We start from the raw sequence: 22,792 nt of genomic DNA, 5'->3' as shown, positions 1-22,792 counted from the left end.
CGGGTGAGCGACCGCGCCGGGTCGATCGGCTCGGGGCGGCCTCGCCGCTCGCGCCGATTGGTCGTACCCTTCGGCGGGTGACAGACGAGGTGCAGCAGCCCCCACCGCGACGGCTCTGGCCGCTGTGGACGGTGTTCGTGGTGGTCGTCGTGCTGCTGGGCTGTGGCCTGCCGGCGCTGCTCGTGGTGCAGGTGATCCGGGAGGGTGGCGCCCGCACCACCATCAGCCGGACCGGCGCCCCGGCGTCCGACGATCCGGCGACCGCCGTGGCGCGGGCGCTGTCCGACCGGATCACCGCCCAGTTGCAGAGGCAGTCGTCGGCGCTCCTCGCCGGCGACCGCGCGGGCTACCTCGCGATCGCCGATCCCGCCGCCCACAGGGACCTGGGTCGGCGGTTCGCCGCGCTGCGCGCGCTCAGGGTCACCGGCTGGCGGGCCGAGCCGAGCGGACTACCCACCCCGATCACCGGCAAGGCCGGCGAGTGGCGTCTCCTGGTGCGCTTCCAGTACTGCTTCGTCACACCGAACTGCCGGCCCAGCCCGGTGCTGATCGGCACCCGCTGGCGGGAGAGCGGCGACCAGCCCCGGCTGCTCGCCCTGGAGGAGTCCAAGTCGGTGGAGACCGGCACCCGTCCGTGGGAGATCAGCGACCTGGCGGTGGCCGTCGGCGCGCGGACCATCGTCGCCACCACCCCGGCGCTGCGCGGTAAGCTGCCCGGCCTGCTCACGCAGGCCGAAGCCGCCGCGCGGGTCGCCGACGGGTACGCGGTGACCGGGTCACCCCCGGACCGCTACCGGATCTTCTACGCCGGCCGGACCGAGTGGCAACGCTGGTACGGCGGCGAGCGTCCCGAGTGGACCGGCGGCTACGCGGTGACGGTGGGCGGCGGGCACCACGAGGTGGTGCTCAACGCCGAGGGGTTGACCAGCAACGGCACCGACGACCTGCTGCGGCACGAGTTGACCCACGCCGCGTCCCTGCCGGAGCGCGGCTACCCGGGCAAAGACGACTGGTGGCTGGTGGAGGGGCTGGCCGAGTTCGCCGGCTCCGGCGGTCAGGCCGTCGACAGGTACGAGGGCATCGCCGACGTGCGCAAGCTGGTCCGCGGCGGGTGGGACGGGAAGCTGGCGGGCGTGAACCCCGCCGACGACGCCTCCGCCGAGCGGGTCGCCGGCAGCTACGGCGTCGGCTACCTGGCCGTACGCCACCTCGTCGACAGGTACGGGCCGCTGCGGTTGCTCACCTTCTTCAAGACCGTGGTGCACGATCGTCGTGGCCTCGACGTGGCTGCCGAGAAGGCGTTCGGCGAGCAGTGGTCGACGCTGCACGACGAGTGCGTCGCGTACGTGCGCGCCACCGTCGCCTGACGGGACGCGGGGGTGGGGTGACCCCGGGCCGTACCATCGACGGGTGCCTCGCCCTCAGTCACCTCGGTCGGGCAGCACCCGCCGGCCCCGCCTGCTCGTCGTCCTGACCGCGCTCGCCGCCCTGACCGCCACCACCGCCGCGTCCTGCGGGGACGACGAGCCCGATCTCGCGCTCGCCTCGGCCGCCCGCAACCCGGTCACCGAGGTGATCGACGCGCCGGCCACCGTCACCGCGCGGGCCGCCGCCACCCTGACCGCGCCCGCCGACGGCACAGTGGCCAGCCTGCGGGTGCAACCCGGGCAGCGGGTGCGGCGCGGCCAGGTGCTCGCCGTCGTCGACTCCCCGTCGGCCCGACAGCGGCTGCGCCAGGCCGAGCAGGCCCTCGACGCCGCCAGGCGCGCGGGTCGCGGCGTCTCCACCGGCAACCTGAGCAGCAGCCGGCGCAGCACCGACAGGGCCGCCGACGAGGCGTTCGACACCGCCCGGGACGCCGCCGAGAAGATCGCCGACCCGCAGCTACGGGAGGCGTTGCTGACCCAGGTCACCTCGGCGCAGCGGCAGTACGCCGCCGCCGCGCGTAGCGCCGACCAGGCCGTCCGCGCGGTGCAGCGGGGCATCAACGGGCTGGGTTCCGCCGTCGGCGCGCTCTCCGCCGCGCAGCGGCTCCAGGCCCAGCAGGCGTACGACCTCGCGAGGGCGACTGTGGACGCGCTGACCCTGCGCGCGCCCATCGCCGGCGTGGTCCAGCCGGGCGGCGTCCGGGCCGGCGGCGGCCCGAGCGGTGGTCTCGCCGGGCTCCTGGAGCAGGCCGGCGGCCCGGCCGGGCTCGACCCGTCCGTGTTCACCCCCAACCAGGGCGGGCCGCCCGCCGGGGTCGACGACGCGGTAGCGGTCGGCGGCCTGGTCACCGCCGGAGCGCCGGTGCTGACGGTGGTGGACACCGGCCAGCTCGGGCTGCTCGCCGAGGTGGACGAGACCGACGTGCTGCTGGTGAAGGCTGGCGTGCCCGCCACCGTCGAGCTGGACGCCGTCACCGGGGCCAGCTACGAGGCCACCGTCCGCTCGGTCGACGTGTTGCCCACCAGCTCCGCACAGGGCGGCGTCACCTACCGGGTACGCCTCGCGCTGGGCGCCGGCACGCTGGCCGAGGACCAGCCGGCCCCGAGTCCCCGGCCGGGCATGAACGCGATAGTGCGGCTGCGGGTACGCGAGGCCGCCGACGCGGTGACCGTCCCCGCTTCGGCGGTGTTCTCCGCCGACGGCCGGGACGCGGTCTGGGTGGTCCGCGACGGTCGGGCGGACCGGGCGCCGGTGACGGTGGGCGTGCAGGGGTCGGACCTGGTGCAGATCCTCGACGGCGTCCAACCCGGCGAGCGGATCGTCGTACGCGGCACGGACCGGGTCCGCGACGGCCAGGAGGTCCGGTGACCGCTGGTCCGCCGGCGATCGAGGCGGTGGACGTGTCCCGGACCTACCAGCTCGACGGGGTGTCCGTCGAGGCGCTGCGGGGGGTGACGCTCGTCGTGCGACCGGGGGACTATGTGGCACTGGTCGGCCCGTCCGGCTCCGGCAAGTCCACCCTGATGCACCTGCTCGGCGGGCTGGACCGGCCCACCGGTGGCCGCCTGGTGATCGGCGGGCGGGACGTCGGCGCGCTCACCCCGCCGGAGCTGGCCACCCTGCGCAACGAGACGATCGGCTTCGTCTTCCAGGCGTTCCACCTGCTGCCGCGTACGTCGGCGGTGGAGAACGTGGCGCTGCCCCTGGTCTACCGGGGCGTGTCGGCCCGGCAGCGCCGGGCACGGGCGGCGGCGATGCTCGGTCGGGTCGGCCTCGGGCACCGCCTGGACCACCGGCCCAACCAGATGTCCGGTGGTGAGCAGCAGCGGGTGGCGATCGCCCGTGCGCTGGTCACCGAGCCGACGGTGCTGCTGGCCGACGAACCCACGGGCAACCTGGACAGCGTCACCGGCGCGGCGGTGCTGGAGCTGCTGGAGCAACTGAACGCGGAGTCCGGGGTGGCGCTGGTGATGGTCACCCACGACCAGGAGGTGGCGGCCCGCGCCCGACGGCGGATCACGATGCGCGACGGCGTGGTCGTCGCGGACAGTGACGCGGACGCCGGACCCCCGACGGGCGACCCCTCCGCCGGTCATGATCGACCGCCGTCCGTTGATCACAGTCGACCTGCGACACTGGTCCCCGCTCCCAGCGCGGAGCCCCGGTCCGCGTCCGGAAGCGGCCCGGGGCACCCGTCCGGTGGCTCCGGTGGCGCCGCCGGAGCCACCGGGCGCCTTCCGCGCGGGGCCGAGGAGGCCCGGCGGGGCGCCGACCGGGGTACGCCCGACGCCGAGCGGCCCGGAGGCGCTTCGTGAGGGTCGCCGAGGCGTGGCGGGTGGCGCTGGACGCGCTGCGCGCCAACCGGTTGCGCAGCGCGCTGACCATGCTCGGGGTGATCATCGGGGTGGCCTCGGTGGTCCTGCTGGTGGCCATCGGCACCGGCACCAAGCAGAAGGTCGAGCAGCAGGTCGAGGGCCTTGGTTCCAACCTGCTGCTCGTCGTCCCCGGCCGGATCGAGGTGGGCAACGCCCCGGTGGTCTCCCCGCTGACCCTCAAGGACGTGGACGCCGTCAACCGGGTGGTGGGTGACCCCGACCGGGTGGCGGTCACCGTCGCCTCCGGGGCGACCGCGCGGGCCGGTGCCCGTTCCGACTTCACCACCGTGCAGGGTGTGCTGGAGACGACGCCGGCGGTGTTCACCAGGTCGTTGGCCCGGGGCCGCTACCTCACCGGAACGGACGTGGACACCGCCCGGCGGGTGGCGGTACTCGGCGACTCGGTGGCCCGTGCGCTCTTCCCCGACCGGGAACCGCTCGGCCAGCAGGTGACGCTGGCCGGGGTGCGGTTCCGGGTGATCGGCGTCTTCGCGCCGCTCGGCCAGAGCCTGGGCGTCGACCGGGACGACGAGGTGCACGTCCCGGTGACCGCCGCGCAGCGGCTCTGGGGTACCCAGCGGGTGGACGGCATCGCGGTGAAGGCCCCGGACCGGGAGCGGATCGAGGAGCTGGGCGAACGGATCGTCGCCGAGCTGAACCGCCGGCACCCGGACACCGAGTTCAGCGCCGTCACCCAGCAACAGATCCTCGGCGTCCTCGGCGACATCCTCGGCGTCCTCACCGGCGTGCTGGCCGCCATCGCCGGCATCTCGCTGCTCGTCGGCGGGGTCGGCGTCTCCAACATCATGCTGGTCAGCGTCCGGGAACGGACCCGGGAGATCGGCCTGCGCAAGGCGGTCGGCGCGCGCCCCCGCGACATCGGGGTGCAGTTCCTGCTGGAGGCGGTGCTGCTGACCACCATCGGTGGGGTCACCGGGATGGCGTTGGGCGTGGGGACGGCTCTGCTGGTCGATGCCTTCTCGCCCATCCCGGCCGCGATCACCTGGTGGTCGTTGGCGCTCGCCTTCGGCGTGTCGGCGGCGGTGGGGATCGTCTTCGGGGTGGTCCCCGCGCAGCGCGCCGGCCGGCTCGACCCGGTGGTCGCCCTGCGCACCGAGTGAGAGGCCGTGGGAGAAACCGGACGGGGGTGCCGGTCGGGCCGATACCGGGAGCGCGGATCGGGTGAACCCGGCGTCGAAACATGATCAGTTGTACGAAGGGATCGCGCCGGTCACAACCGCCCCGCTACCGTACTGATAACACGCGCGTCGCCGGCCCGACCCGGAGCATCCGTCGGGTTGGCACGCGCCGGGCATGGGATGGGTCGGTGAGCCATGGCCGGGTCACAGTCCGACGGGCGGCTGTCGGAGGTCAAGTTCCTTACCGTCGCGGAAGTGGCGACGGTCATGCGGGTGTCGAAGATGACCGTCTATCGCCTCGTGCACAGCGGTGAGCTCACCGCTGTGCGGGTGGGCCGGTCATTCCGGGTGCCCGAGCACGCGGTGCACGAATATCTCCGTGGTGCTTTCCAGGAGACCGCCTGAGCTACAGCGCCGCCCTCCGAGCGCCCGCTGACCACCATCGACGGGGGCGCGTTGGTCCGGTTGACGCCCTGCGGCTACCCTGGACCCCGACCGAGACCCCGCCGGTGCGCCCTGCCGCCCAGACTGGTCCGGTCCGTTGTCCGCATGCGGTCGCCGTCGCCACCTGCGTGGTGTCATCCGGTCCGCCCCGCACGTTGTATCGAAAGGCTGTCGTATGGGCTCGGTGGTCAAGAAGCGCCGTAAGCGCATGGCTAAGAAGAAGCACCGCAAGCTGCTGCGCAAGACCCGCGTCCAGCGTCGCCGTCTCGGCAAGTGATCGCGGCCGGGCACTGACGGGCAGGCCGCCGGCGCATGCTGCGCCGGCGTACCCCCGGCTCACCCGGCCCGGCGTCACTTGCCCAACAGTCGATCTCCGGAGGCTCAGGTGATCAGGCCGTGGTCGTCCCGGCTCGATCCGCCCTGCCGGGGTAGGTGCGTCAGATGACCCCCGGTGGCACCCCAGGTGCTCCGGGGGTTGTCGTCGTCACCGGGATCGGTCGATACCTGGGCGCCCACGTGGCGGCCCGGCTGGCCGCCGACCCGCGCATCGAGCGGGTCATCGGGGTGGACGCGCCCGACTCCGGTGCCGAGTTCACCGACCTCCTCGACCGCGTCGAGAGGCTCCGCGTCGACAGCGGTTCGCTCGGTGGCCTCCTCGCCGACCTGGACGTCGACGCGGTGGTGCACCTCGCGCTGGTCACCGCCCCCGACCCGCAGCACGGTGGCCGGTCCGCGATGAAGGACCAGAACGTCATCGGCAGCATGCAGATGCTCGCCGCCTGCCAGCGCGCGCCCCGGCTGCGCAAGCTCGTGGTCCGCTCGTCCACAGCCGCGTACGGGGTGTCGTTCCGGGACCCGGCGGTCTTCACCGAGGAGACCGAGCCCCGCGAGGTGCCGCGCGGCGGTTTCGGCCGCGACATCCTCGACCTGGAGGGGTATGTCCGGGGCTTCCGTCGCCGCCGACCCGACGTCACCGCCACGGTGCTGCGCTTCGCCCCGTTCATCGGCTCGACGGCCGACACCACGTTGACCCGCTACTTCTCGCAACCGTTCGTGCCGACAGTGTTCGGCCGGGACCCCCGCCTCCAGTTCCTGCACTTCGACGACGCGCTGGAGGTGCTGCACCGCTCGATCGTGGAGGACCATCCGGGCACCTACAACGTCGCCGGCCCCGGGGTGCTGTCGCTGTCCCAGGCGATCCGGCGCGCCGGCCGGGTGGCGGTGCCGGTGTTCGAGCCGGGCCTCTCCGGCGCCGCGGCGCTGGCCCGCACCATGGGCTTCGGCCGCTACGGCCTGGACCAGGTCGACCTGTTCGTGCACGGCCGGGTGGTCGACACCAGCCGGCTCGCGCAGGAGTACGGCTTCACCCCGCGCTCCACCGCCGAGGCGTTCGAGGACTTCATCAAGGCCCACCACGGCGGGGCGGTGGTCACCCGGGACCAGTTGGCCGCCGCCGAGCAGCTCGTCCTCGACGGAATCCGACAGGTCCGCGCCGCCGTCCGGGAGCGTTCCTCGTGACCGGGCCGGTGGAGGGGCGCGACCCGCAGTGGGTCGGGCGGTTCGGCGTACCCCAGCAGGGGCCTGAGTCGACCCCGGAGCCGGCGCGGCGCAACGGACACCGACCCGCCGCGCAGGCCGCGCCGACGCCGGTGGCCGAGTCCGACGCCGCGCCGACGCCGGCCGGCGAATCCCACGCCGCGCCGACAGGCGGCACCGAGCCGGCGGTGCCGGACCGTCCGGGCGACCAGTGGGACCGCAGGGTCGCGAGCGGGCTGGCGTTCCTGCGCCGGCGGCTCGCGGGCGACTACGAGGTCGACGAGTTCGGCTTCGACCCGGACCTGACCGACGCGGTCTTCCACCCCCTGCTGCGCAGGCTCTACCGGGACTGGTTCCGCACCGAGGTCAGCGGCGTGGAGCACGTTCCCGTCGACGGGCCCGCCCTGGTCGTGGGTAACCACTCCGGGACGGTGGCGCTGGACGCGCTGATCCTCTCGGCGGCGCTGCACGACAAGCACCCCACACACCGCTACCTGCGGCTGCTCGGCGCGGACCTGGTCTTCCGGATGCCTGTCGTCTCCGAGTTGGCCCGCAAGACCGGCGGCACCGTTGCCTGCAACCCGGACGCGGAGCGGCTGCTCGGCGGCGGTGACCTGGTCGGGGTGTTCCCGGAGGGCTTCAAGGGCATCGGCAAGCTCTACGCCGACAGATACAAGCTCCAGCGGTTCGGGCGGGGCGGCTTCGTCTCGGCGGCGCTGCGCACCGGCACCCCGATCGTGCCGGTCGCGATAGTGGGTGGCGAGGAGATCTACCCGATGCTCGCTGACATCAAGCCGCTGGCCCGGCTGCTCAAGCTGCCCTACTTCCCGGTCACGCCGACGTTCCCGTGGCTCGGCCCGCTGGGCATGGTGCCGCTGCCGAGCAAGTGGCTCATCGAGTTCTGCCCGCCGATCCCCACCGCCCACCTGACCGACTCGGCGGACGACCCGCTGGTCGTCTTCAACCTCGCCGACCAGGTGCGGGAGACCATCCAGCAGACCCTGCACACGCTGCTGGAACGACGACCCGACCCGTTCGGTCCCTGACCCTCAGCCGGCGCGACGACGACGCTGGAGGGCCAGGCCGGCGGTGACCGCGCCGACGACCAGCCCGGCCGCCGCCGTCGACGGTACGGCGATCCGCACGGCCCGCCGCCCGGTGCGGAAGTCGCGCACCTCCCAGCGGTGCTGGCGGGCCTGCCGCAGCAGGGTGCCGTCCGGGTTGACCGCCACCGCCCGTCCCACGGCGGAGAGCAGCGGCAGGTCGTTCGCCGAGTCGCTGTACGCGGCGCAGCGGCTCAGGTCGAGCCCTTCCACGGCGGCGAGCTGGGTCACCGCCTCGGCCTTGGCCGGCCCGTGCATCAGGTCACCCACCAACCGCCCGGTGTACGCCCCGTCGCAGACCTCGGCCACCGTGCCGATGGCGCCGGTCAGGCCGAGCCGGGCGGCGATCACCCGGCCGAGCTCCACCGGGGCGGCGCTGACCAGCCAGACCCGCTGACCGGCCGCCAGGTGACGCTGGGCGAGCTGGTGGGTGCCGGCCCAGATCCGGGGGGCCATCATCTCGTCGAAGATCTCCTCGGCGAGGCTCTCCACCTCGTCGACCCGCCAGCCCTTCACGAAGGCCAGCGCGGCCTCCTTCGCCAGCGACATGTCACCGGCGTGCTCCCGGGCCAACAGCCGGAAGCGGAGCTGCTGCCAGGCGAACCGGGCCAGGTCGGCGCTGGTGAAGTAGTTGCGGGAGGCGAGACCCCGGGCGAACCAGTAGATCGAGGCGCCCTGCATCATCGTGTTGTCCACGTCGAAGAAGGCGGCGGCGGTCGGATCGGGCGCGCCGACCGGGGCCAGGTCGGTCTCCGCCCAGCCGGCGGTGTGCCCCTCGGCGTCGGTGCTGACCGTCACCTTACGGCTACGCGCCACACGATTCCCTTCCTCACCGGTACGACAACTGCCTCCCGCGAGGGTAGCCGCCGGAAACGGTCGACCGGCCGGGCACAGTGTGAACTGCGGCGCGGCCGGCCGGGCGTGCGGTATAGGGCGGCGGTCAGCGCGACCCGGGGCAGGTGCTCGGATTCGGGCCGAGGGCGTCGCTGGCGCTGGGCACCGGCAGACCGCAGGTGATCGCCGCGCGCAGGGCGTCCGACCGGTGCCGGATGCTCTCCAGCAGCAGCAGCGACCGCTGGGTGCGTTCCCGTTCGGCGCGGGTGCTCCCGTCGAGCAGGCCGCTCACCGCCCGGCGCTGGCTCGCCACGAAGGCGTTGAGCGTGTCCAGGCTGCCCGGCTGGGCCTGCTGCACCGCGGCGGAGGCGAGCAGGCGTACGCCCTGCCGGGTGTCGGCGTCCATGTCGTCGAGGACGGCGCTGTAACCGACCCGGTCACCGCGCAACTTGGCGGCTTCGCCGAGCCTGGTTCGGGCGAAGTCGAGGAAGAGTTGGCCACGGCTGATGTCCGAGCTGGCCAGGGCGAGCTGCGCCCGTTCGGTCGAGCGCTTCATGCCGTAGAGCGCGTCGCCGGGCACCGCGTTCTCGCTGGCGGCGGAGATCCCCGAGACGGCGATGGCGCCGGCCGCGATGCCGACCACTATCGCGCCTCGGGCGCGGGCCCGTCGGGCGGTGACCGCCGGCAGCAGCCGACCACGGTTGGTCGTGGCGGCCGGTTCGGTGGCGGCCGCCGGTGGGTTGCCCAGCCCTTCCCGCTCGGCGGTGGCGAGCAGCATCGCCCGCAGGCCGGTGCGGAACTCCTGGTTCACCTCGACTGCCGGTGGGTCGACGCTGAGCCGCTGCCCGACAGCGACGAGTGGCGCGAGTTGTCCGTCTACCCGGGAGCGCACGTGGTGTCGCCGAGCGCCGTTGGCCTCGTCGAGAAGCTGCGCGAAGCGCTCGGCGCGCCGACGGGAGAAGAGGATGTCGTCCACCGCAGGCACCTCCTCTCGCTGGTCACGGCCGGGAAACCACCGGTCGCACCCGGAGAAACGCGGCGGGCCGGGCACGGGTTACGGGCCGGGCGGAGCCGAAATTACGGAAAGTGATCGTCGTCACCGGGCGAGGCCGGCCCTGAGCTGCGCGGACATCGATCGACGCCGTCGGCTCGCCGTAACAATCTACGGCTGGAAGCCGTCGGGCAGGAGTCGGGCCAGGGCGCGGACGGCCCGGTACTGGAGAGCTTTGATGGCGCCCTCGTTCTTGCCCATCGCGCGGGCCGTCTCGGCGACCGAGAAGCCCTGGAGGAAGCGGAGCACTATGCACTCCTGCTGCTCGGGGTTGAGCTGCTTCACGGCGCTGAGCAGGGCGACGTTGGTGATGTGCTCCACCACCGCCGCTTCCGGGCTGCCCTCCGGACCCCGGTCCTCCCGGTCGGCGTCGAGCACGTCCCCGGTGGTGACCTCCAGCCGGTACCGACCCGACTTGAAGTGGTCCGCGACCAGGTTGCGGGCGATGGTGACCAGCCAGGCGCCGAGGTCGCGGCCCTGCCAGGTGAAGCTGCCGATCCGCTTGAGCGCGCGCAGGAAGGTGTCCGAGGTGAGGTCCTCGGCGAGTTGGCGGTTGCCGACCCGGAAGTAGACGAACCGGAAGACGGTGTCCACGTACCGGTCGTAGATCAGACCGAACGCCTCGGACTCGCCGGCCTGGGCGCGCTCGATCAGCGTCCAGACCTCGGTGGCCGGGTCGGACGGGTCCGGGCGGCTCGGAAACCCGGTCGGGGCGGTGGCGGCGGCCGCGGGCACCGCCGGAAGCACCGCCGTCTCCGCCGCCGGCGGCTCGGCCGTCACCGCCGGCGTGTCGCTGACCCGGCGACCCTGCACCGGCATGGCCGGCCGGGGTACGGCGACCCGGCCACCGGCCGACTTCGCGTTCGCGCCGGGCGCCGCGGGTCGTGGCGGCGGCTCGTTGTGGTGCGGTCGGCTGCGGATCCGGCTGGTCGCGCCGTCACCGCGTACGACGGCGCCGTGCTGGTCGTCGAGTGGGGCGCGGGCCGCCGGCCGCTCGTTGACGTGGGAGCGGGCCGGCTGGCCGGTCAGGCCGAGCGGGCGTTCCGCGTATCCGAAGGTGGTCACCGTGTCGCCTCCGTCCCGTCGACCGCCGGACCGGCCGGTCTGTGTCTGGTCAGGGCGGCCCGACCGGGCCTTCGGTCGGGCAGGACGGTCGCGGGGCTTGCCGGCGGGCGGCAACTCCCCTGGAGGTGCTGGTCCAATGCGCTCACAGGCACGGGGGCCTCCTCGGGCTGAGGGGTGTCGACTCACGGCAAATGGGGTGACCCGACCCGAGTGATGATAGGGCCAACGTCACCCGCGCGTGGCAAGTCCGTTACACAAGGCGGAAGTATTTACCGCTCCTCCGCGCCAGCGGCGGACCGGTTGTCCGTCGTGTGCGATTGACTTTCCGTCGGCCCGGTGATCCAGGATGGATTCCCTGCTCGGAGGGGCTCTCGCCGGCCCGGTGCACGGGCCGTTTCCGGTGTTCGGGCGGGCCCGGCCGGAGTGTCCGGGAGGGACGGCGCGCGTCCCGTCGGCAGGACGCCGTCGAATCACCGATGACACACGGGACAGTCCCATAAATGGGACTATCGCGCCCGCCTGTCGCCGGTCCCGCGGCCGGCCCGTCGGGCGTGGCCTGTCGCCGTCCGCTGTGCCAGACTCGATCACCGTGCAGGACGCCACGGCCGACTCCGCGCCGAACCTCGCCGACCAGGTCCGCCGGGCGGCCCTCGACGGTCCCGACCGGGCCGCGCTGCACTGGCGCGACCAGACGCTGAGCTGGTCCGAACTGGACACCGCGATCGACGCCGCCGCACGCGGCCTGTCCGTCGCCGCGCCGCCCACCGACCCCGGCGCCGTCCCGCCCCGCGTCGCCGTCGCGCTGCCCAACACCCCCGACTTCGTGGTCACCTGGTTCGGCGCCCTCCGCGCCGGGCTGGTCGCCGTGCCGGTCAACCCCGGCCTCACCGCACCGGAGCTGCGGCACCTACTGGCCGACTCGGGCGCCTCGCTGCTCGTCGCCACCGATCGCGTTCGGGGCCTGGTCGCCGACGTCGCCGACGAGCTGCCCGCGCTCACCGCCACGTACACCGCGCCGCCGACCGCCGAGGCCCCCGGACCGGCACCCCGCCCCCGCCGCGGCGGCGACGACCTCGCGGTCCTGCTCTACACCTCGGGCACCGAGGGTCGGCCCAAGGGGGCGATGCTGTCGCACCGGGCGCTGCTCGCCAACCAGGACCAGGTAGCGGCCATCGATCCGCCGGTGGTCGGGCCCGCGGACACCGTCCTGCTCGCGTTGCCGCTGTTCCACGCGTACGGGCTCAACTCGGGGCTCGGCGCGGTCGTGCGGCACGGCGCCACCGGCGTGCTGCTGGACGAGCCGGGCCCGACAGCGGGGCTGCACGAGATCGCCCGACACCGCGTGACGGTGCTGGTCGGCGTACCGTCGATGTTCGCGACCTGGGCGGACGCCGGCACGGCCCGCGCGGCGACCGCGTCGGTGCGGGTGGCGGTCTGCGGCGCGGCGCCGCTCGACCGCACGGTCGCGGCGCGCTTCACCGAGGTCACCGGCCACCGGGTGCACATCGGGTACGGCCTCACCGAGACCGCGCCGGTGCTCACCTCGACACTGGTCGGCGGGGTGGCCACGCCCGGCTCGATCGGCCGGCCCCTGCCCGGCGTGGGGCTGCGCCTGGTCGGCGCCGACGGGGCGGACCTGTGGCGCGACGGCGTGGCAGCCCTCGACGACGACCCGGACGAGCTGGACATCTCCGACGTGGCGCCGGGCACCGACCCGGGGCAGATCGTCGTACGTGGTCCCCACCTCTTCGCCGGTTACTGGCCCGACGGTCGGGGCGGCCCGGACGCCGACGGGTGGTGGGGCACCGGCGACATCGCCTACGCCGACGCCGACGGCGACCTGTTCCTCGTCGACCGGCTCGGCGAGCTGATCCTGGTCAACGGGTTCAACGTCTATCCGCACGAGGTCGAGCTGGTGCTCGCCGGGCACCCCGGGGTGGCCGAGTCGGCGGTACTGGGTGTGCCGCACCCCCGGACCGGCGAGACTGTGCGGGCGTACGTGGTGCCGGCGCCGGGACGGCCGGTGACCGGCGAGGAGCTGCTCGCCCACTGCGCACGTAACCTGGCCCGGTTCAAGTGCCCGACCGCCGTCGAGTTCGTCGACGCCCTGCCGCACTCGGCGATCGGCAAGGTACGCAAGACCCAGCTCCGGTCGGCGACGCCGACCGACCGCACGGAGGTAACCGATGGCAACTGACGCCCGGCTCGCGCTGATCACCCGACCCGGCTGCCACCTCTGCGACGACGCCAAGGCGGCGCTCGACCGGGTCGTGGCGGTCACCGGCGACACATGGGTCGAGTGGGACGTCACCGGGAACGACGAGCTGGAGCGCGAGTACGGCGACCGGCTGCCGGTGGTGATGCTGGACGGCAAGGAGCACGGTTACTGGCGTGTCGAGGAGGACCGGCTGCTGCGGGACCTGACGACGCCGCAGCTCTGAGGAGTGCCTAGGGTGCTCTGATGACCCCCGCGCACCCGCACCTCGTCTGGGACTGGAACGGCACCCTGCTCAACGACCTCAGCCTGGTGGTGTCCGCCACCAACGTCGTCTTCGCCAGCGTCGGCGGGCCGACCGTCACACCGGACGAGCACCGGGTGCGGTTCCGCCGGCCGATCGCCGAGTACTACGCCGAGGTGCTCGGGCAGGCGGTTGACGACGACGAGTTCGGCCGACTGGACCGGATCTTCCACGACGCGTACCGCACCGGGTTGACCACCTGCGAGCTGGCCGCCGACGCGCGGACCGCGATGGCCGCCTGGCCGGGCAGCCAGAGCCTGCTCTCCATGTGGTTCCACGAGGAGCTGGTGCCGACCGTGCGGACGTACGGGCTCACCGACACGTTCACCCGGGTCGACGGGCTGCGGGCCACCGTCGGCGGCGACCGCAAGGCCGAGTCGCTCAAGCTGCACCTCGCCGAGCTGGGCCTGGACGGCGCCTCGGTGGTGCTCATCGGCGACTCGATCGACGACGCGGACGCGGCCCTCTCGGTGGGTGGCCGGGCCGTGCTCTACACCGGCGGGTTCACCGACCCGGCCCGGCTGCGCGCCTCCGGGCACCCGGTGGCCGACACCCTCACCGACGCGGTGGCCCTGGCCCGGGAGGTCAGTTCCGCAGGTAGGTGAGGACGGCGAGCACCCGCCGGTGCTGCTCGGTGTCCGGCGGCAGGGTGAGCTTGGTGAAGATGTTGCGCACGTGCTTCTCCACCGCCCCGTCGCTGACCACGAGGGCGCGCGCGATGGCGGTGTTCGAGCGACCCTCGGCCATCAGGGCGAGCACCTCGCGCTCGCGGGGGGTCAGCTCGCGCAGCGGGTCGTCCCGGCGCCGTCGGGCGAAGAGCTGACCGACCACCTCCGGGTCGAGCACCGTGCCGCCGGCGGCCACCCGCCGCAGCGCGTCCAGGAACTCGTCGATCGCCGCCACCCGGTCCTTGAGCAGGTAGCCGATCCCGCCACCGCCGCCACCGCCGCCACCGCCGGCGCCGCCGGTGGTGGCGAGAAGATCATCGGCGTACGAGACCTCGACGTACTGCGAGAGGACAAGGATCGGGCTGCGCGGCACCAGCCGACGCGCCTCCACCGCCGCCCGCAGCCCCTCGTCGGTGTGCGACGGCGGCATCCGGACGTCGACGATCGACACGTCGGGCTGGTGCTCCAGCACCGCCGCGACCAGGGCCTCACCGTCGCCGACGGCGGCCACCACCTGGTGTCCGCTCTCGGTCAGCAGCCGGAGCAGCCCTTCGCGGAGCAGGACGGCGTCGTCGGCGATCACGATGCGCATGGCTGTGTTGTCTACCACGTCGCACCCGCCCCGGGTGGTCGCTGGTGGGTTGCCGGGGTCTGTCGATCTTCGGGTGGTCGCCGGTGGGTGGGCGGGGTCTGTCGGCCTTCGGGTGGTCGCTGGTGGGTTGCCGGGGTCTGTCGATCTTCGGGTGGTCGCCGGTGGGTGGGCGGGGTCTGTCGGCCTTCGGGTGGTCGCCGGTGGGTGGGCGGGGTCTGTCGGCCTTCGGGTGGTCGCCGGTGGGTGGGCGGGGCCCCTCGGCCTTCGGGCGGCATCCGGCGGGTCACAGGGGTAGCTCGGCGCGGATCTCGGTGGGGCCACCGGCCGGACTGACCACGTGCAGCTCACCGCCGGCGGCCCGGACCCGGTCGGCGATCCCGGCCAGCCCGTGACCCTTGGCCAGATGCGCGCCGCCCTGCCCGTCGTCGCCCACCCGGACCTGGAGGCGGTCACCCTGCCGGACGACGCTCACCATGGCCTCGGTGGCCCGGCTGTGCTTGGCGACATTCGTCAGCGCCTCGGACACCACGAAGTACGCGGTGTTCTCCACCGCCGGATCGAGCCGTCCGCCGCGGGTGCCGAGCTGCGGGTCCACCTGCAACTCGATCGGGATCAGCCCGCGGGCGGCGATCGCGGCCAGGGCGCTGGGCAGGCCCCGGTCCACCAGGATCGGCGGGGCGATGCCCCGGGACAACGCCCGCAGCTCGGCCAGCGTGTCCCGGGTCTGAGCGACGGCCTCGTCAAGGGTCTGGCCGGCGGCGCCCGGGTCGTCCGAGAGCTGCATCCGCGCCCGGCTGAGGTCCATCGCCAGCCGGACCAGGCGCTGCTGGGGGCCGTCGTGGATGTCACGCTCCAGCCGGCGCAGCGCGGCCGCCTCGGCGGACACCGCGGCCCGCTTCTGCTCCTCCAGCACGGTGATCCGGTCACGCATCTCGGCCACCCCGGTCAACAGGGCCTTCGCGAGGCTGGCCTGGAGCAACGCGCAGCCCCGCACCACGATCGGCAGCGTGATCAAAAAGAACACCCCGAGCGCGGTGTGCAGCCCGATCCGGGCGGTGGTCGAGTCACCCAGACCGAGGAGCTGTGCCAGATCCTGGTCACCGTCGCCGGACGCGCGGGGCAGCGCCCAGTCGTACGCCCAGTAGAGCGAGCCGGCGAGCGCGACGCCCCACCAGACCACCGTCACCACGAAGGTGCCCAGCGCGACGACCAGCCGGATGATGCCGTGCGCCAGGTCGAGCCAGGACTGCGCGTCCCGCATCGGCACGAAGATGCGACGCCACGCGCTCGCGCCCGTCTCCGGCAGCCGGTAGCGCGGCCGGACCCGGGGCTGCCGGAGCACAGCGGCCATCCGCAGCCGCTCGATGTCGGCCAGTCCGCGAGCGGCGTACAGGGTGCCGCTGAGGATCGGCAGGCCGATCACCGTGACGACCAGGCCGATGCTCACCGAGAGGCCGACGATGAGGACGACGAAGCTGGCCACCCCCAGGGGCAGGCCGAGCAGCACGTACCCGGAGTCGACGAGGAGCTGGCGCGGAATGCTCGGAGTCAGCGTCGGTCGGTCGCTGGCGGCAACTGCGGTCATGCCCAGAAGGCTAGGCACCGCGACCGACCGCCCCCATCCCGAAACCCCGCCTCTCCGCCGTAGTGCTACCCCTACCCCCCGCCAGTGCCCCCCCGGCCCCCGGGCCGCGCCCTTGGTGCCACTTCGGCGCCGATCTTGCACTCGCGGACGTTGTTTCGTCCCTTTACATGTGAAAAGCGAGGACAGGAAGTGCAAGATCGGCGCGGGGTTGGGTGGGGTCATGGCCGCACCCGTGGGCGAGGGCGCGAGGGGGCGAGGGGGCGAGGGCGCGAGGGCGAAGGGGCGAGGGGGTGGGGGCGCGAGGGCGTGAGGGTTGGGAGGTGGGTCGGGGTGGCGGGGGGTGTTTGGTTGCGGCGCGGGATTGGTCAGAGAAGTCGGGATTGAGCAATAATCGCCGCGGGCCGTGGGCCGACCTGCGCGTTTAATCGATCTTGCAGAAGGAGGTGCTGGTGAGGTCGCGTCACGCAGCGACAAGATCGCGATTTGTGCACGTCTTCACAAGCGCCTACGCTGTGAGTCCTACGCGCCCTGCTAGCACAGCCGGCAACCTCGGTCGCCAGCGGGAGTCCACAAACGGCCGACCAGCGGAGTTGGCCGAGGATCGCACCGCACGGAGTCTCATGAGTCAGCACCGTCACCCAGGCGCGCCCGGCCGCGCCGGTGCCGTCCCGGCGCTCCCGGATCTGCCCGAGGCAACCGTCGCTCGGCTCCCGGAGTACCTGCGCGCGCTGCACAACCTCGCCGAAGGCGGGCACGAGACAGTTTCCAGCGAAGGGCTATCCGCCGCTGCGGGGGTCAACTCCGCCAAGCTCCGTAAGGATCTCTCCCACCTCGGCTCGTACGGCACCCGGGGGGTCGGCTACGACGTCGCCCTGCTGATCGAGCAGATCGAGTTCGTGCTCGGGCTCACCCAACGACGGGCCGTCGCCCTGGTCGGCGTGGGTAATCTCGGTCACGCCCTGGCCGGCTACGACGGCTTCGCCAGTCGCGGATTCCGGATCGCCGCACTCCTCGACGCCGATCCGTCCCGGGTCGGTGAGGAGATCAACGGCCTGGTGGTCAGGCATGTGGACGACCTGCCGGCGGTCGCCGCGGAGGAATCGCTGGCGATCGGCGTGATCGCCACTCCGGCCGCCGCCGCCCAGCAGGTCGCCGACCAGTTGGTCGCCGTCGGCGTGACGAGCATCCTCAACTTCGCGCCATGCGTACTCTCGGTTCCGGAGGGGGTCGACGTGCGCAAGGTCGACCTCGCCATCGAGCTGCAGATCCTGTCCTTCCACGAGCACCGTAAGGCGTCGTTGACCGCGCTGCCGGCCACCGGCGGGTCCGCTCTCACCGCCCTGCCGGGCGGGTTCGCGGCCACCGACACCCAGGAGGCGATCGGCACGTGAAACTGCTCGTCGTCGGCGCGTCCTACCGGACCGCCCCGGTCGCCACGCTGGAGCAGCTGGCAGTGCCACCCGCCGACCTGACCCGCACACTCGACCGCCTGGTCGCCCAGCCGTACGTGTCCGAGGCGGTGATCGTCTCGACCTGTAACCGGGTGGAGGTCTACGCCGCCGTGTCCGGTTTCCACGGTGGGCTCGGCGACGTCTGCGCCGTCCTCGCCGAGCAGGCCGGCACCGCGCCGGCCGCGCTCGCCAGCCACCTGTACGTGCACTACGACACCGCGGCCGTGGACCACGTCTTCCGGGTCGCCACCGGTCTGGACTCGATGGTGGTGGGCGAGGCGCAGATCCTCGGCCAGCTACGCGACGCGTACCACTGGGCCACCGGGGCCGACTCGGCCGGCCGCCTGCTGCACGAGCTGATGCAGCAGGCGCTGCGGGTCGGCAAGCGGGCGCACGCCGAGACCGGCATCGACAGGGCCGGCCAGAGCGTCGTCACCGCCGCGCTGGAACTGGCCGCCGGGCACCTCGACGGCGACCTGGCCGGTCGCCCGGCCCTGGTGGTCGGCGCCGGCGCGATGGGGTCGCTCGGAGTGGCCACGCTGTCCCGGCTGGGCGCCGGGCCGCTCACCGTCAGCAACCGGGGCGCCGACCGGGCCGTCCGGCTCGCCGAGTCGTACGGTGCGAGCGCCGCGCCGATGACCGCGCTGGCCGACACCCTCTCCACAGTGGACATCGTAGTGGCCGCCACCGCGTCCACCGAACCGGTCCTCACCCGGGCGGTGGTCAGCGAGGCGCTCGCCGGGCGCGACCCCGGCCGGGGTCCGCTGGTCCTGCTCGACCTGGCCGTTCCGCGCGACGTCGAGGAGGGCGTGGCCGAGCTGCCCGGCGTCGAGGTGATCGACATCGACCGGATGGCGGCGCTGCTCGCCGACGGTCCGGCGGCTGCCGACGCCGCCGCCGTCGAACGCATCGTGCTGACCGAGGTGGAGGGCTTCCTCACCTGGCTGCGGGGTGCGGACGTGGCACCCACGGTGGCCGCGCTGCGCGGCCGGGCCGACGACGTGGTCAGCGCCGAGCTGCGCAGGTTGGCCCAGCGTCGCCCCGACCTCGGCGACGACCTGCGGGCCGAGGTGGCCCGGACGGTGCACCGTGTCGTGCAACGACTGCTGCACCAGCCCACCGTCAAGGTTCGTCAGCTGGCCGCGGAGCCCGGCGGCGACCAGTACGCGGCGCTGCTGCGCGAGCTGTTCGACCTGGAGGTGCCGCAGACCTCGCCGGTGGACACCGTCCCGGACGTGCTGACCCCCGACCTGGGCCGGGCGCTCCCCGGTGTCGGCCCGGTGTCCGGGGCCGACACCGTCGAGTCGACCCCACCCACCGGAGGTGTGCGATGACCGCCCCCCTGCGCCTCGGCACCCGGGGCAGCGCCCTGGCGATGGCCCAGTCCGGTCAGATCGCCGAGGCGTTGACCGCCGCCACCGGACGCCCGGTCGAGCTGGTCGAGGTGGTCACCGCGGGCGACCGGTCGCCCGCTCCGGTGCACCGGCTCGGCGTCGGCGTGTTCGTCTCGGCGCTGCGCGACGCGCTGACCGCCGGGACGATCGACTTCGCTGTGCACTCGTACAAGGACCTGCCCACCGCTGCCGCCGGCGGGCTGCACATCGCGGCGGTGCCGACCCGGCAGGATCCGCGTGACGCGCTCGTCGCACGCGGCGGCCGGACGCTCGCCGAGCTGCCCCCGGGCGCCACGGTGGGCACCGGCGCGCTGCGCCGCATCGCCCAGTTGCACGCGCTCGGCCTGCAACTGGAGGTCGCCCCGATCCGCGGCAACGTGGACACCCGCCTCGCGCGGGTGATCGGCCCCGAGGCCGACCTCGACGCCATCGTGCTCGCCCGCGCCGGGCTCGCCCGGCTCGGGCGGCTCGACGTGATCACCGAGACGCTGGACCCGATGCTCATGCTGCCCGCACCCGCCCAGGGGGCGCTGGCCGTGGAGTGCCGGGTCGACGACCAGGACATGGTCGAGCTGCTCGGGGTGCTCGACCACGCACCGTCGCGCGCCGCGGTCATCGCGGAACGCGCGTTGCTGGCAACCCTGGAGGCCGGGTGCACCGCGCCCGTCGCCGCCTACGCCGAACTCGCCGAAGGTGAGTCCGGCGATGAGATCTACCTGCGCGGGGCGGTGATCAGCCCGGACGGCACTCGTGACCTCCGGCTGTCCCGCACCGGAACGCCCGCCGACGCGGCGGAGATCGGTAAGGCACTCGCCGCCGAACTCCTCGACCTCGGCGCCGACTCGATCCTCGGCCACGATGGACCCACCGGCCCGGGGACCCAGCAATTTGGGAGCACAGAATGACCCGCACCCGTAAGCCCGTCGGCCGTATCGCGTTCGTCGGGGCCGGCCCCGGCGACCCAGGTCTGCTGACCCGCCGGGCCCACGACGCCCTGGTCGACGCCGACCAGGTGATCTACGACCGGGGAGTCCCGGAGTCGTTGCTCGCCGTCGTCCGCGCCGAGGCCGCCGAGGACGCCGAGTTCACCCCGGCCGAGGGCGCCCCGGGGGACGTGGCGAAGGTGCTGATCTCCGCGGCCCGCTCCGGGTTGAACGCGGTGCACCTCGTGGCCGGTGACCCGTTCGGTCACGACTCGGTGGTCAAGGAGGTGCAGGCGGTGGCCCGCACCGCCGCCCACTTCGAGGTGGTGCCGGGCGTCGGTCAGGCCGAGGGTGTGGCCACCTACGCGGGCGTTCCGCTGCCGGGTGTGCGTACCGCCGCGGACGTCGAGGACGTCAGCACGCTGGACTTCGAGGCGCTGGCAACGGCCGTCGGCCGGGGCTCGCTCGCGCTCGCCGTGGACGCCGGTGACCTCGCCGCCGTGCGGGACGGGCTGCTCGCCGCCGGGGTCGAGGGCACCACCGGCGTCGGGGTGACCGGTGACGGCACCGGCGAGACCCAGTACACGACCACGTCGACGGTGGACAGCTTCGTGGCCGCCGCGCTCGGCTTCACCGGCCGGGTCGTGCTGACCGTCGGCGTCGGGGTGGGGCAGCGCGACAAGCTGAGCTGGTGGGAGAACCGCCCGCTGTACGGCTGGAAGGTGCTCGTACCGCGTACCAAGGAGCAGGCCGGCGTGATGAGCGCCCGGCTGCGCGCGTACGGGGCGATCCCGTGTGAGGTGCCGACCATCGCGGTCGAGCCGCCGCGTACCCCGGCGCAGATGGAGCGGGCGGTCAAGGGCCTGGTCGATGGCCGGTACGCCTGGGTGATCTTCACCTCGGTCAACGCGGTCCGCGCGGTCTGGGAGAAGTTCGCCGAGCACGGGCTGGACGCCCGGCACTTCGGCGGCGTCAAGATCGCCTGCATCGGTGAGGCCACCGCGGACGCGGTCCGCGCGTTCGGCATCCAGCCGGAGCTGATCCCCGCCGGGGAGCAGTCCTCCGAGGGGCTGCTGGCCGAGTTCTCCCCGCACGACGAGATCCTCGACCCGGTGGGCCGGGTGCTGCTGCCCCGCGCCGACATCGCCACCGAGACGCTTGCCGCGGGGCTCACCGAGCGCGGCTGGGAGGTCGACGACGTGACCGCGTACCGCACGGTGCGGGCCGCGCCGCCGCCCGCCGAGATCCGGGACGCGATCAAGTCGGGCGGGTTCGACGCGGTGCTCTTCACCTCGTCCTCCACGGTGCGCAACCTGGTCGGCATCGCCGGGAAGCCGCACGCCCGGACGGTTGTTGCCGTCATCGGGCCCAAGACGGCGGAGACCGCGACGGAGTTCGGCCTGCGGGTCGACGTCCAGCCGCCGCACGCCTCGGTGCCCGACCTGGTGGAGGCGCTCGCCGCCTACGCCGTTGAGCTGCGCGAGAAGCTGGCCGCCATGCCGGCCAAGCAGCGTCGCGGTTCGAAGGTGCAGGGGCCGACCGCCCTGCGCTTCCGGTAGTCGTTCGAGGAGGGCCTGCCATGTCGTACCCCGAGATCCGGCCCCGCCGGCTGCGCCGCACCCCGGCGATCCGCCGGCTGGTGTCCGAGACCAGGGTCGACCCGGCCGAGCTGGTCGTGCCGATGTTCGTCAAGGAGGGGTTGACCGAACCCCGCGCCATCGGGTCGCTCCCGGGGGTGCTTCAGCACTCCCGGGACTCCCTGCGCAAGGCGGCGGCGGAGGCGGTTCAGGCCGGTGTCGGCGGGATCATGCTCTTCGGCGTGCCGGAGCGACGGGACCCGACCGGCTCCGGTGGCGTCGATCCGAACGGCATCCTGAACGTCGCCATCCGTGACGTGGTGGCCGAGGTGGGCGATGCCACAGTGGTGATGAGCGACCTGTGTCTTGACGAGTTCACCTCGCACGGGCACTGCGGGTTGCTCACCCCCGACGGTGCTGTCGACAACGACGCCACGCTTGCCGCGTACGCCGAAATGGCGGTGGCCCAGGCCGCCGCCGGGGTCGGCGTGGTCGGGCCGTCCGGGATGATGGACGGCCAGGTCGGCGTGGTGCGCCGGGCGCTCGACGCCGCCGGGCACCAGGATGTGGCGGTGCTGGCGTACGCCGTGAAGTACGCCTCGGCCTTCTACGGCCCGTTCCGGGAGGCGGTGGAGTCGCAGCTGGAGGGCGACCGGCGTACCTACCAGCAGGACCCGGCGAACCTCCGCGAGTCGCTGCGCGAGGTGGCGCTCGACGTCGCCGAGGGCGCCGACCTGGTGATGGTCAAGCCGGCGCTGCCCTACCTCGACGTGGTGTCGGCGGTTCGGGCCGCGGTGGACGTGCCGGTCGCCGCCTACCAGGTCTCCGGCGAGTACGCGATGGTCGAGGCCGCCGCCGCCAACGGCTGGATCGACCGCGAGCGGGTGATGCTGGAGACCCTGACGTCGATCAAGCGGGCAGGCGCGCAGATCATCCTCACCTACTGGGCGGTCGAGGCCGCCGGGTTGCTCCGCCAGCGCTACTGATCTCGGTCGCGGGTCCCTGCTGGCCGCGCGCCGTCTCCCCCGGGAGGCGGCCCGTGGCGCGGCTCCGGCGGGTGCCCTGGTGATTCCTGATCGTGCCGTACCCCGCGGCTCGCGGCTGGACG

The 22,792-nt window shown here is 73.6% G+C and carries 21 protein-coding genes; 16 read left to right on the top strand and 5 right to left on the bottom strand.

From position 1 onward, the window contains the following. Window positions 1–77 precede the first annotated feature (77 nt). The 8 genes from O7634_RS06495 (at window position 78) to O7634_RS06460 (ending at window position 7,968) form a co-directional block, all read left to right on the top strand. On the top strand, window positions 78–1,367 hold the full coding sequence (locus tag O7634_RS06495; protein ID WP_278149239.1) for a hypothetical protein: 1,290 nt from the start codon (window positions 78–80) through the stop codon (window positions 1,365–1,367). Between the two features lie 43 nt (window positions 1,368–1,410). Further along, window positions 1,411–2,796, top strand: a complete 1,386-nt coding sequence (locus tag O7634_RS06490) for an efflux RND transporter periplasmic adaptor subunit (protein WP_278149238.1) — start codon at window positions 1,411–1,413, stop codon at window positions 2,794–2,796. Next, complete coding sequence (locus O7634_RS06485; RefSeq protein WP_278149237.1) at window positions 2,793–3,743, top strand: ABC transporter ATP-binding protein; 951 nt, start codon at window positions 2,793–2,795, stop codon at window positions 3,741–3,743. The genes O7634_RS06490 and O7634_RS06485 overlap by 4 nt, the downstream gene beginning before the upstream one ends. Beyond that, a complete protein-coding gene (locus O7634_RS06480; RefSeq protein ID WP_278149236.1) occupies window positions 3,740–4,924 on the top strand; it encodes an ABC transporter permease in 1,185 nt (394 codons plus the stop codon). Before O7634_RS06485 ends, O7634_RS06480 begins: the two co-directional genes overlap by 4 nt. Window positions 4,925–5,137: 213 nt before the next feature. Continuing rightward, window positions 5,138–5,347 carry a helix-turn-helix domain-containing protein gene (locus O7634_RS06475; RefSeq protein ID WP_007465625.1) on the top strand — a complete coding sequence of 70 codons (210 nt, stop codon included), beginning with the start codon at window positions 5,138–5,140 and terminating at the stop codon, window positions 5,345–5,347. Between the two features lie 214 nt (window positions 5,348–5,561). Next, the gene (locus O7634_RS06470; RefSeq protein ID WP_007465623.1) at window positions 5,562–5,663 is read left to right on the top strand and encodes an AURKAIP1/COX24 domain-containing protein; all 102 of its coding nucleotides are present in this window, start codon (window positions 5,562–5,564) and stop codon (window positions 5,661–5,663) included. A gap of 164 nt (window positions 5,664–5,827) precedes the next feature. Further along, window positions 5,828–6,904, top strand: coding sequence for an NAD-dependent epimerase/dehydratase family protein (locus tag O7634_RS06465; protein WP_278149235.1), 1,077 nt, complete (start codon window positions 5,828–5,830; stop codon window positions 6,902–6,904). A 206-nt stretch (window positions 6,905–7,110) separates the two neighbouring features. Beyond that, window positions 7,111–7,968 carry a lysophospholipid acyltransferase family protein gene (locus O7634_RS06460; protein ID WP_278153887.1) on the top strand — a complete coding sequence of 286 codons (858 nt, stop codon included), beginning with the start codon at window positions 7,111–7,113 and terminating at the stop codon, window positions 7,966–7,968. A gap of 3 nt (window positions 7,969–7,971) precedes the next feature. On the opposite strand, the gene O7634_RS06455 is transcribed toward O7634_RS06460, so the two are convergent. From O7634_RS06455 to O7634_RS06445, 3 genes are all read right to left on the bottom strand, one after another. Then, a complete protein-coding gene (locus O7634_RS06455; protein WP_278149234.1) occupies window positions 7,972–8,841 on the bottom strand; it encodes an HAD-IB family hydrolase in 870 nt (289 codons plus the stop codon). Window positions 8,842–8,965: 124 nt separating this feature from the next. Beyond that, window positions 8,966–9,844 (bottom strand): DUF5667 domain-containing protein, encoded by an 879-nt coding sequence (locus tag O7634_RS06450; RefSeq protein ID WP_278149233.1) that lies wholly within the window; start codon window positions 9,842–9,844, stop codon window positions 8,966–8,968. Between the two features lie 177 nt (window positions 9,845–10,021). Next, a complete protein-coding gene (locus O7634_RS06445) occupies window positions 10,022–10,975 on the bottom strand; it encodes an ECF subfamily RNA polymerase sigma factor, BldN family (RefSeq protein WP_278149232.1) in 954 nt (317 codons plus the stop codon). A gap of 589 nt (window positions 10,976–11,564) precedes the next feature. Here O7634_RS06445 and O7634_RS06440 point away from each other — a divergent pair. The 3 genes from O7634_RS06440 to O7634_RS06430 are packed head-to-tail and all read left to right on the top strand — an operon-like array spanning window position 11,565 to window position 14,099. Continuing rightward, window positions 11,565–13,172, top strand: a complete 1,608-nt coding sequence (locus O7634_RS06440) for an AMP-binding protein (protein WP_278149231.1) — start codon at window positions 11,565–11,567, stop codon at window positions 13,170–13,172. Next, the gene (locus O7634_RS06435; RefSeq protein WP_278149230.1) at window positions 13,162–13,416 is read left to right on the top strand and encodes a glutaredoxin family protein; all 255 of its coding nucleotides are present in this window, start codon (window positions 13,162–13,164) and stop codon (window positions 13,414–13,416) included. Before O7634_RS06440 ends, O7634_RS06435 begins: the two co-directional genes overlap by 11 nt. 20 nt (window positions 13,417–13,436) lie before the next feature. Then, window positions 13,437–14,099: an HAD hydrolase-like protein gene (locus tag O7634_RS06430; protein WP_278149229.1), complete on the top strand. Its 663-nt coding sequence runs from the start codon at window positions 13,437–13,439 to the stop codon at window positions 14,097–14,099. Here O7634_RS06430 and O7634_RS06425 read toward each other — a convergent pair. Both O7634_RS06425 and O7634_RS06420 read right to left on the bottom strand, forming a co-directional pair. Next, the gene (locus tag O7634_RS06425; RefSeq protein WP_278149228.1) at window positions 14,080–14,754 is read right to left on the bottom strand and encodes a response regulator transcription factor; all 675 of its coding nucleotides are present in this window, start codon (window positions 14,752–14,754) and stop codon (window positions 14,080–14,082) included. The genes O7634_RS06430 and O7634_RS06425 overlap by 20 nt on opposite strands. Window positions 14,755–15,037: 283 nt before the next feature. Continuing rightward, window positions 15,038–16,339 carry a sensor histidine kinase gene (locus tag O7634_RS06420; protein ID WP_278149227.1) on the bottom strand — a complete coding sequence of 434 codons (1,302 nt, stop codon included), beginning with the start codon at window positions 16,337–16,339 and terminating at the stop codon, window positions 15,038–15,040. Window positions 16,340–16,959: 620 nt separating this feature from the next. Between O7634_RS06420 and O7634_RS06415 the strand changes: the two genes are divergently transcribed. From O7634_RS06415 to hemB, 5 genes are read left to right on the top strand one after another with little or no spacing between them, the layout of a single operon-like run. Next, window positions 16,960–17,730: a redox-sensing transcriptional repressor Rex gene (locus O7634_RS06415; protein ID WP_278149226.1), complete on the top strand. Its 771-nt coding sequence runs from the start codon at window positions 16,960–16,962 to the stop codon at window positions 17,728–17,730. After that, window positions 17,727–19,124, top strand: a complete 1,398-nt coding sequence (locus O7634_RS06410; protein WP_278149225.1) for a glutamyl-tRNA reductase — start codon at window positions 17,727–17,729, stop codon at window positions 19,122–19,124. The genes O7634_RS06415 and O7634_RS06410 overlap by 4 nt, the downstream gene beginning before the upstream one ends. Then, window positions 19,121–20,089 (top strand): hydroxymethylbilane synthase, encoded by a 969-nt coding sequence (gene hemC / locus O7634_RS06405; RefSeq protein WP_278149224.1) that lies wholly within the window; start codon window positions 19,121–19,123, stop codon window positions 20,087–20,089. The genes O7634_RS06410 and hemC overlap by 4 nt, the downstream gene beginning before the upstream one ends. Further along, window positions 20,086–21,666: a uroporphyrinogen-III synthase gene (locus tag O7634_RS06400; protein WP_278149223.1), complete on the top strand. Its 1,581-nt coding sequence runs from the start codon at window positions 20,086–20,088 to the stop codon at window positions 21,664–21,666. The genes hemC and O7634_RS06400 overlap by 4 nt, the downstream gene beginning before the upstream one ends. A 20-nt stretch (window positions 21,667–21,686) precedes the next feature. After that, complete coding sequence (gene hemB / locus O7634_RS06395) at window positions 21,687–22,670, top strand: porphobilinogen synthase (protein WP_278149222.1); 984 nt, start codon at window positions 21,687–21,689, stop codon at window positions 22,668–22,670. The last annotated feature ends 122 nt before the right edge of the window (window positions 22,671–22,792 follow it).

The sequence above is a fragment of the Micromonospora sp. WMMD1120 genome (genome assembly GCF_029626235.1).
Lineage (GTDB): Bacteria > Actinomycetota > Actinomycetes > Mycobacteriales > Micromonosporaceae > Micromonospora.
Note: the sequence above shows the minus strand (reverse complement) of the source record. Positions and strands in the feature narration are given on the sequence as shown.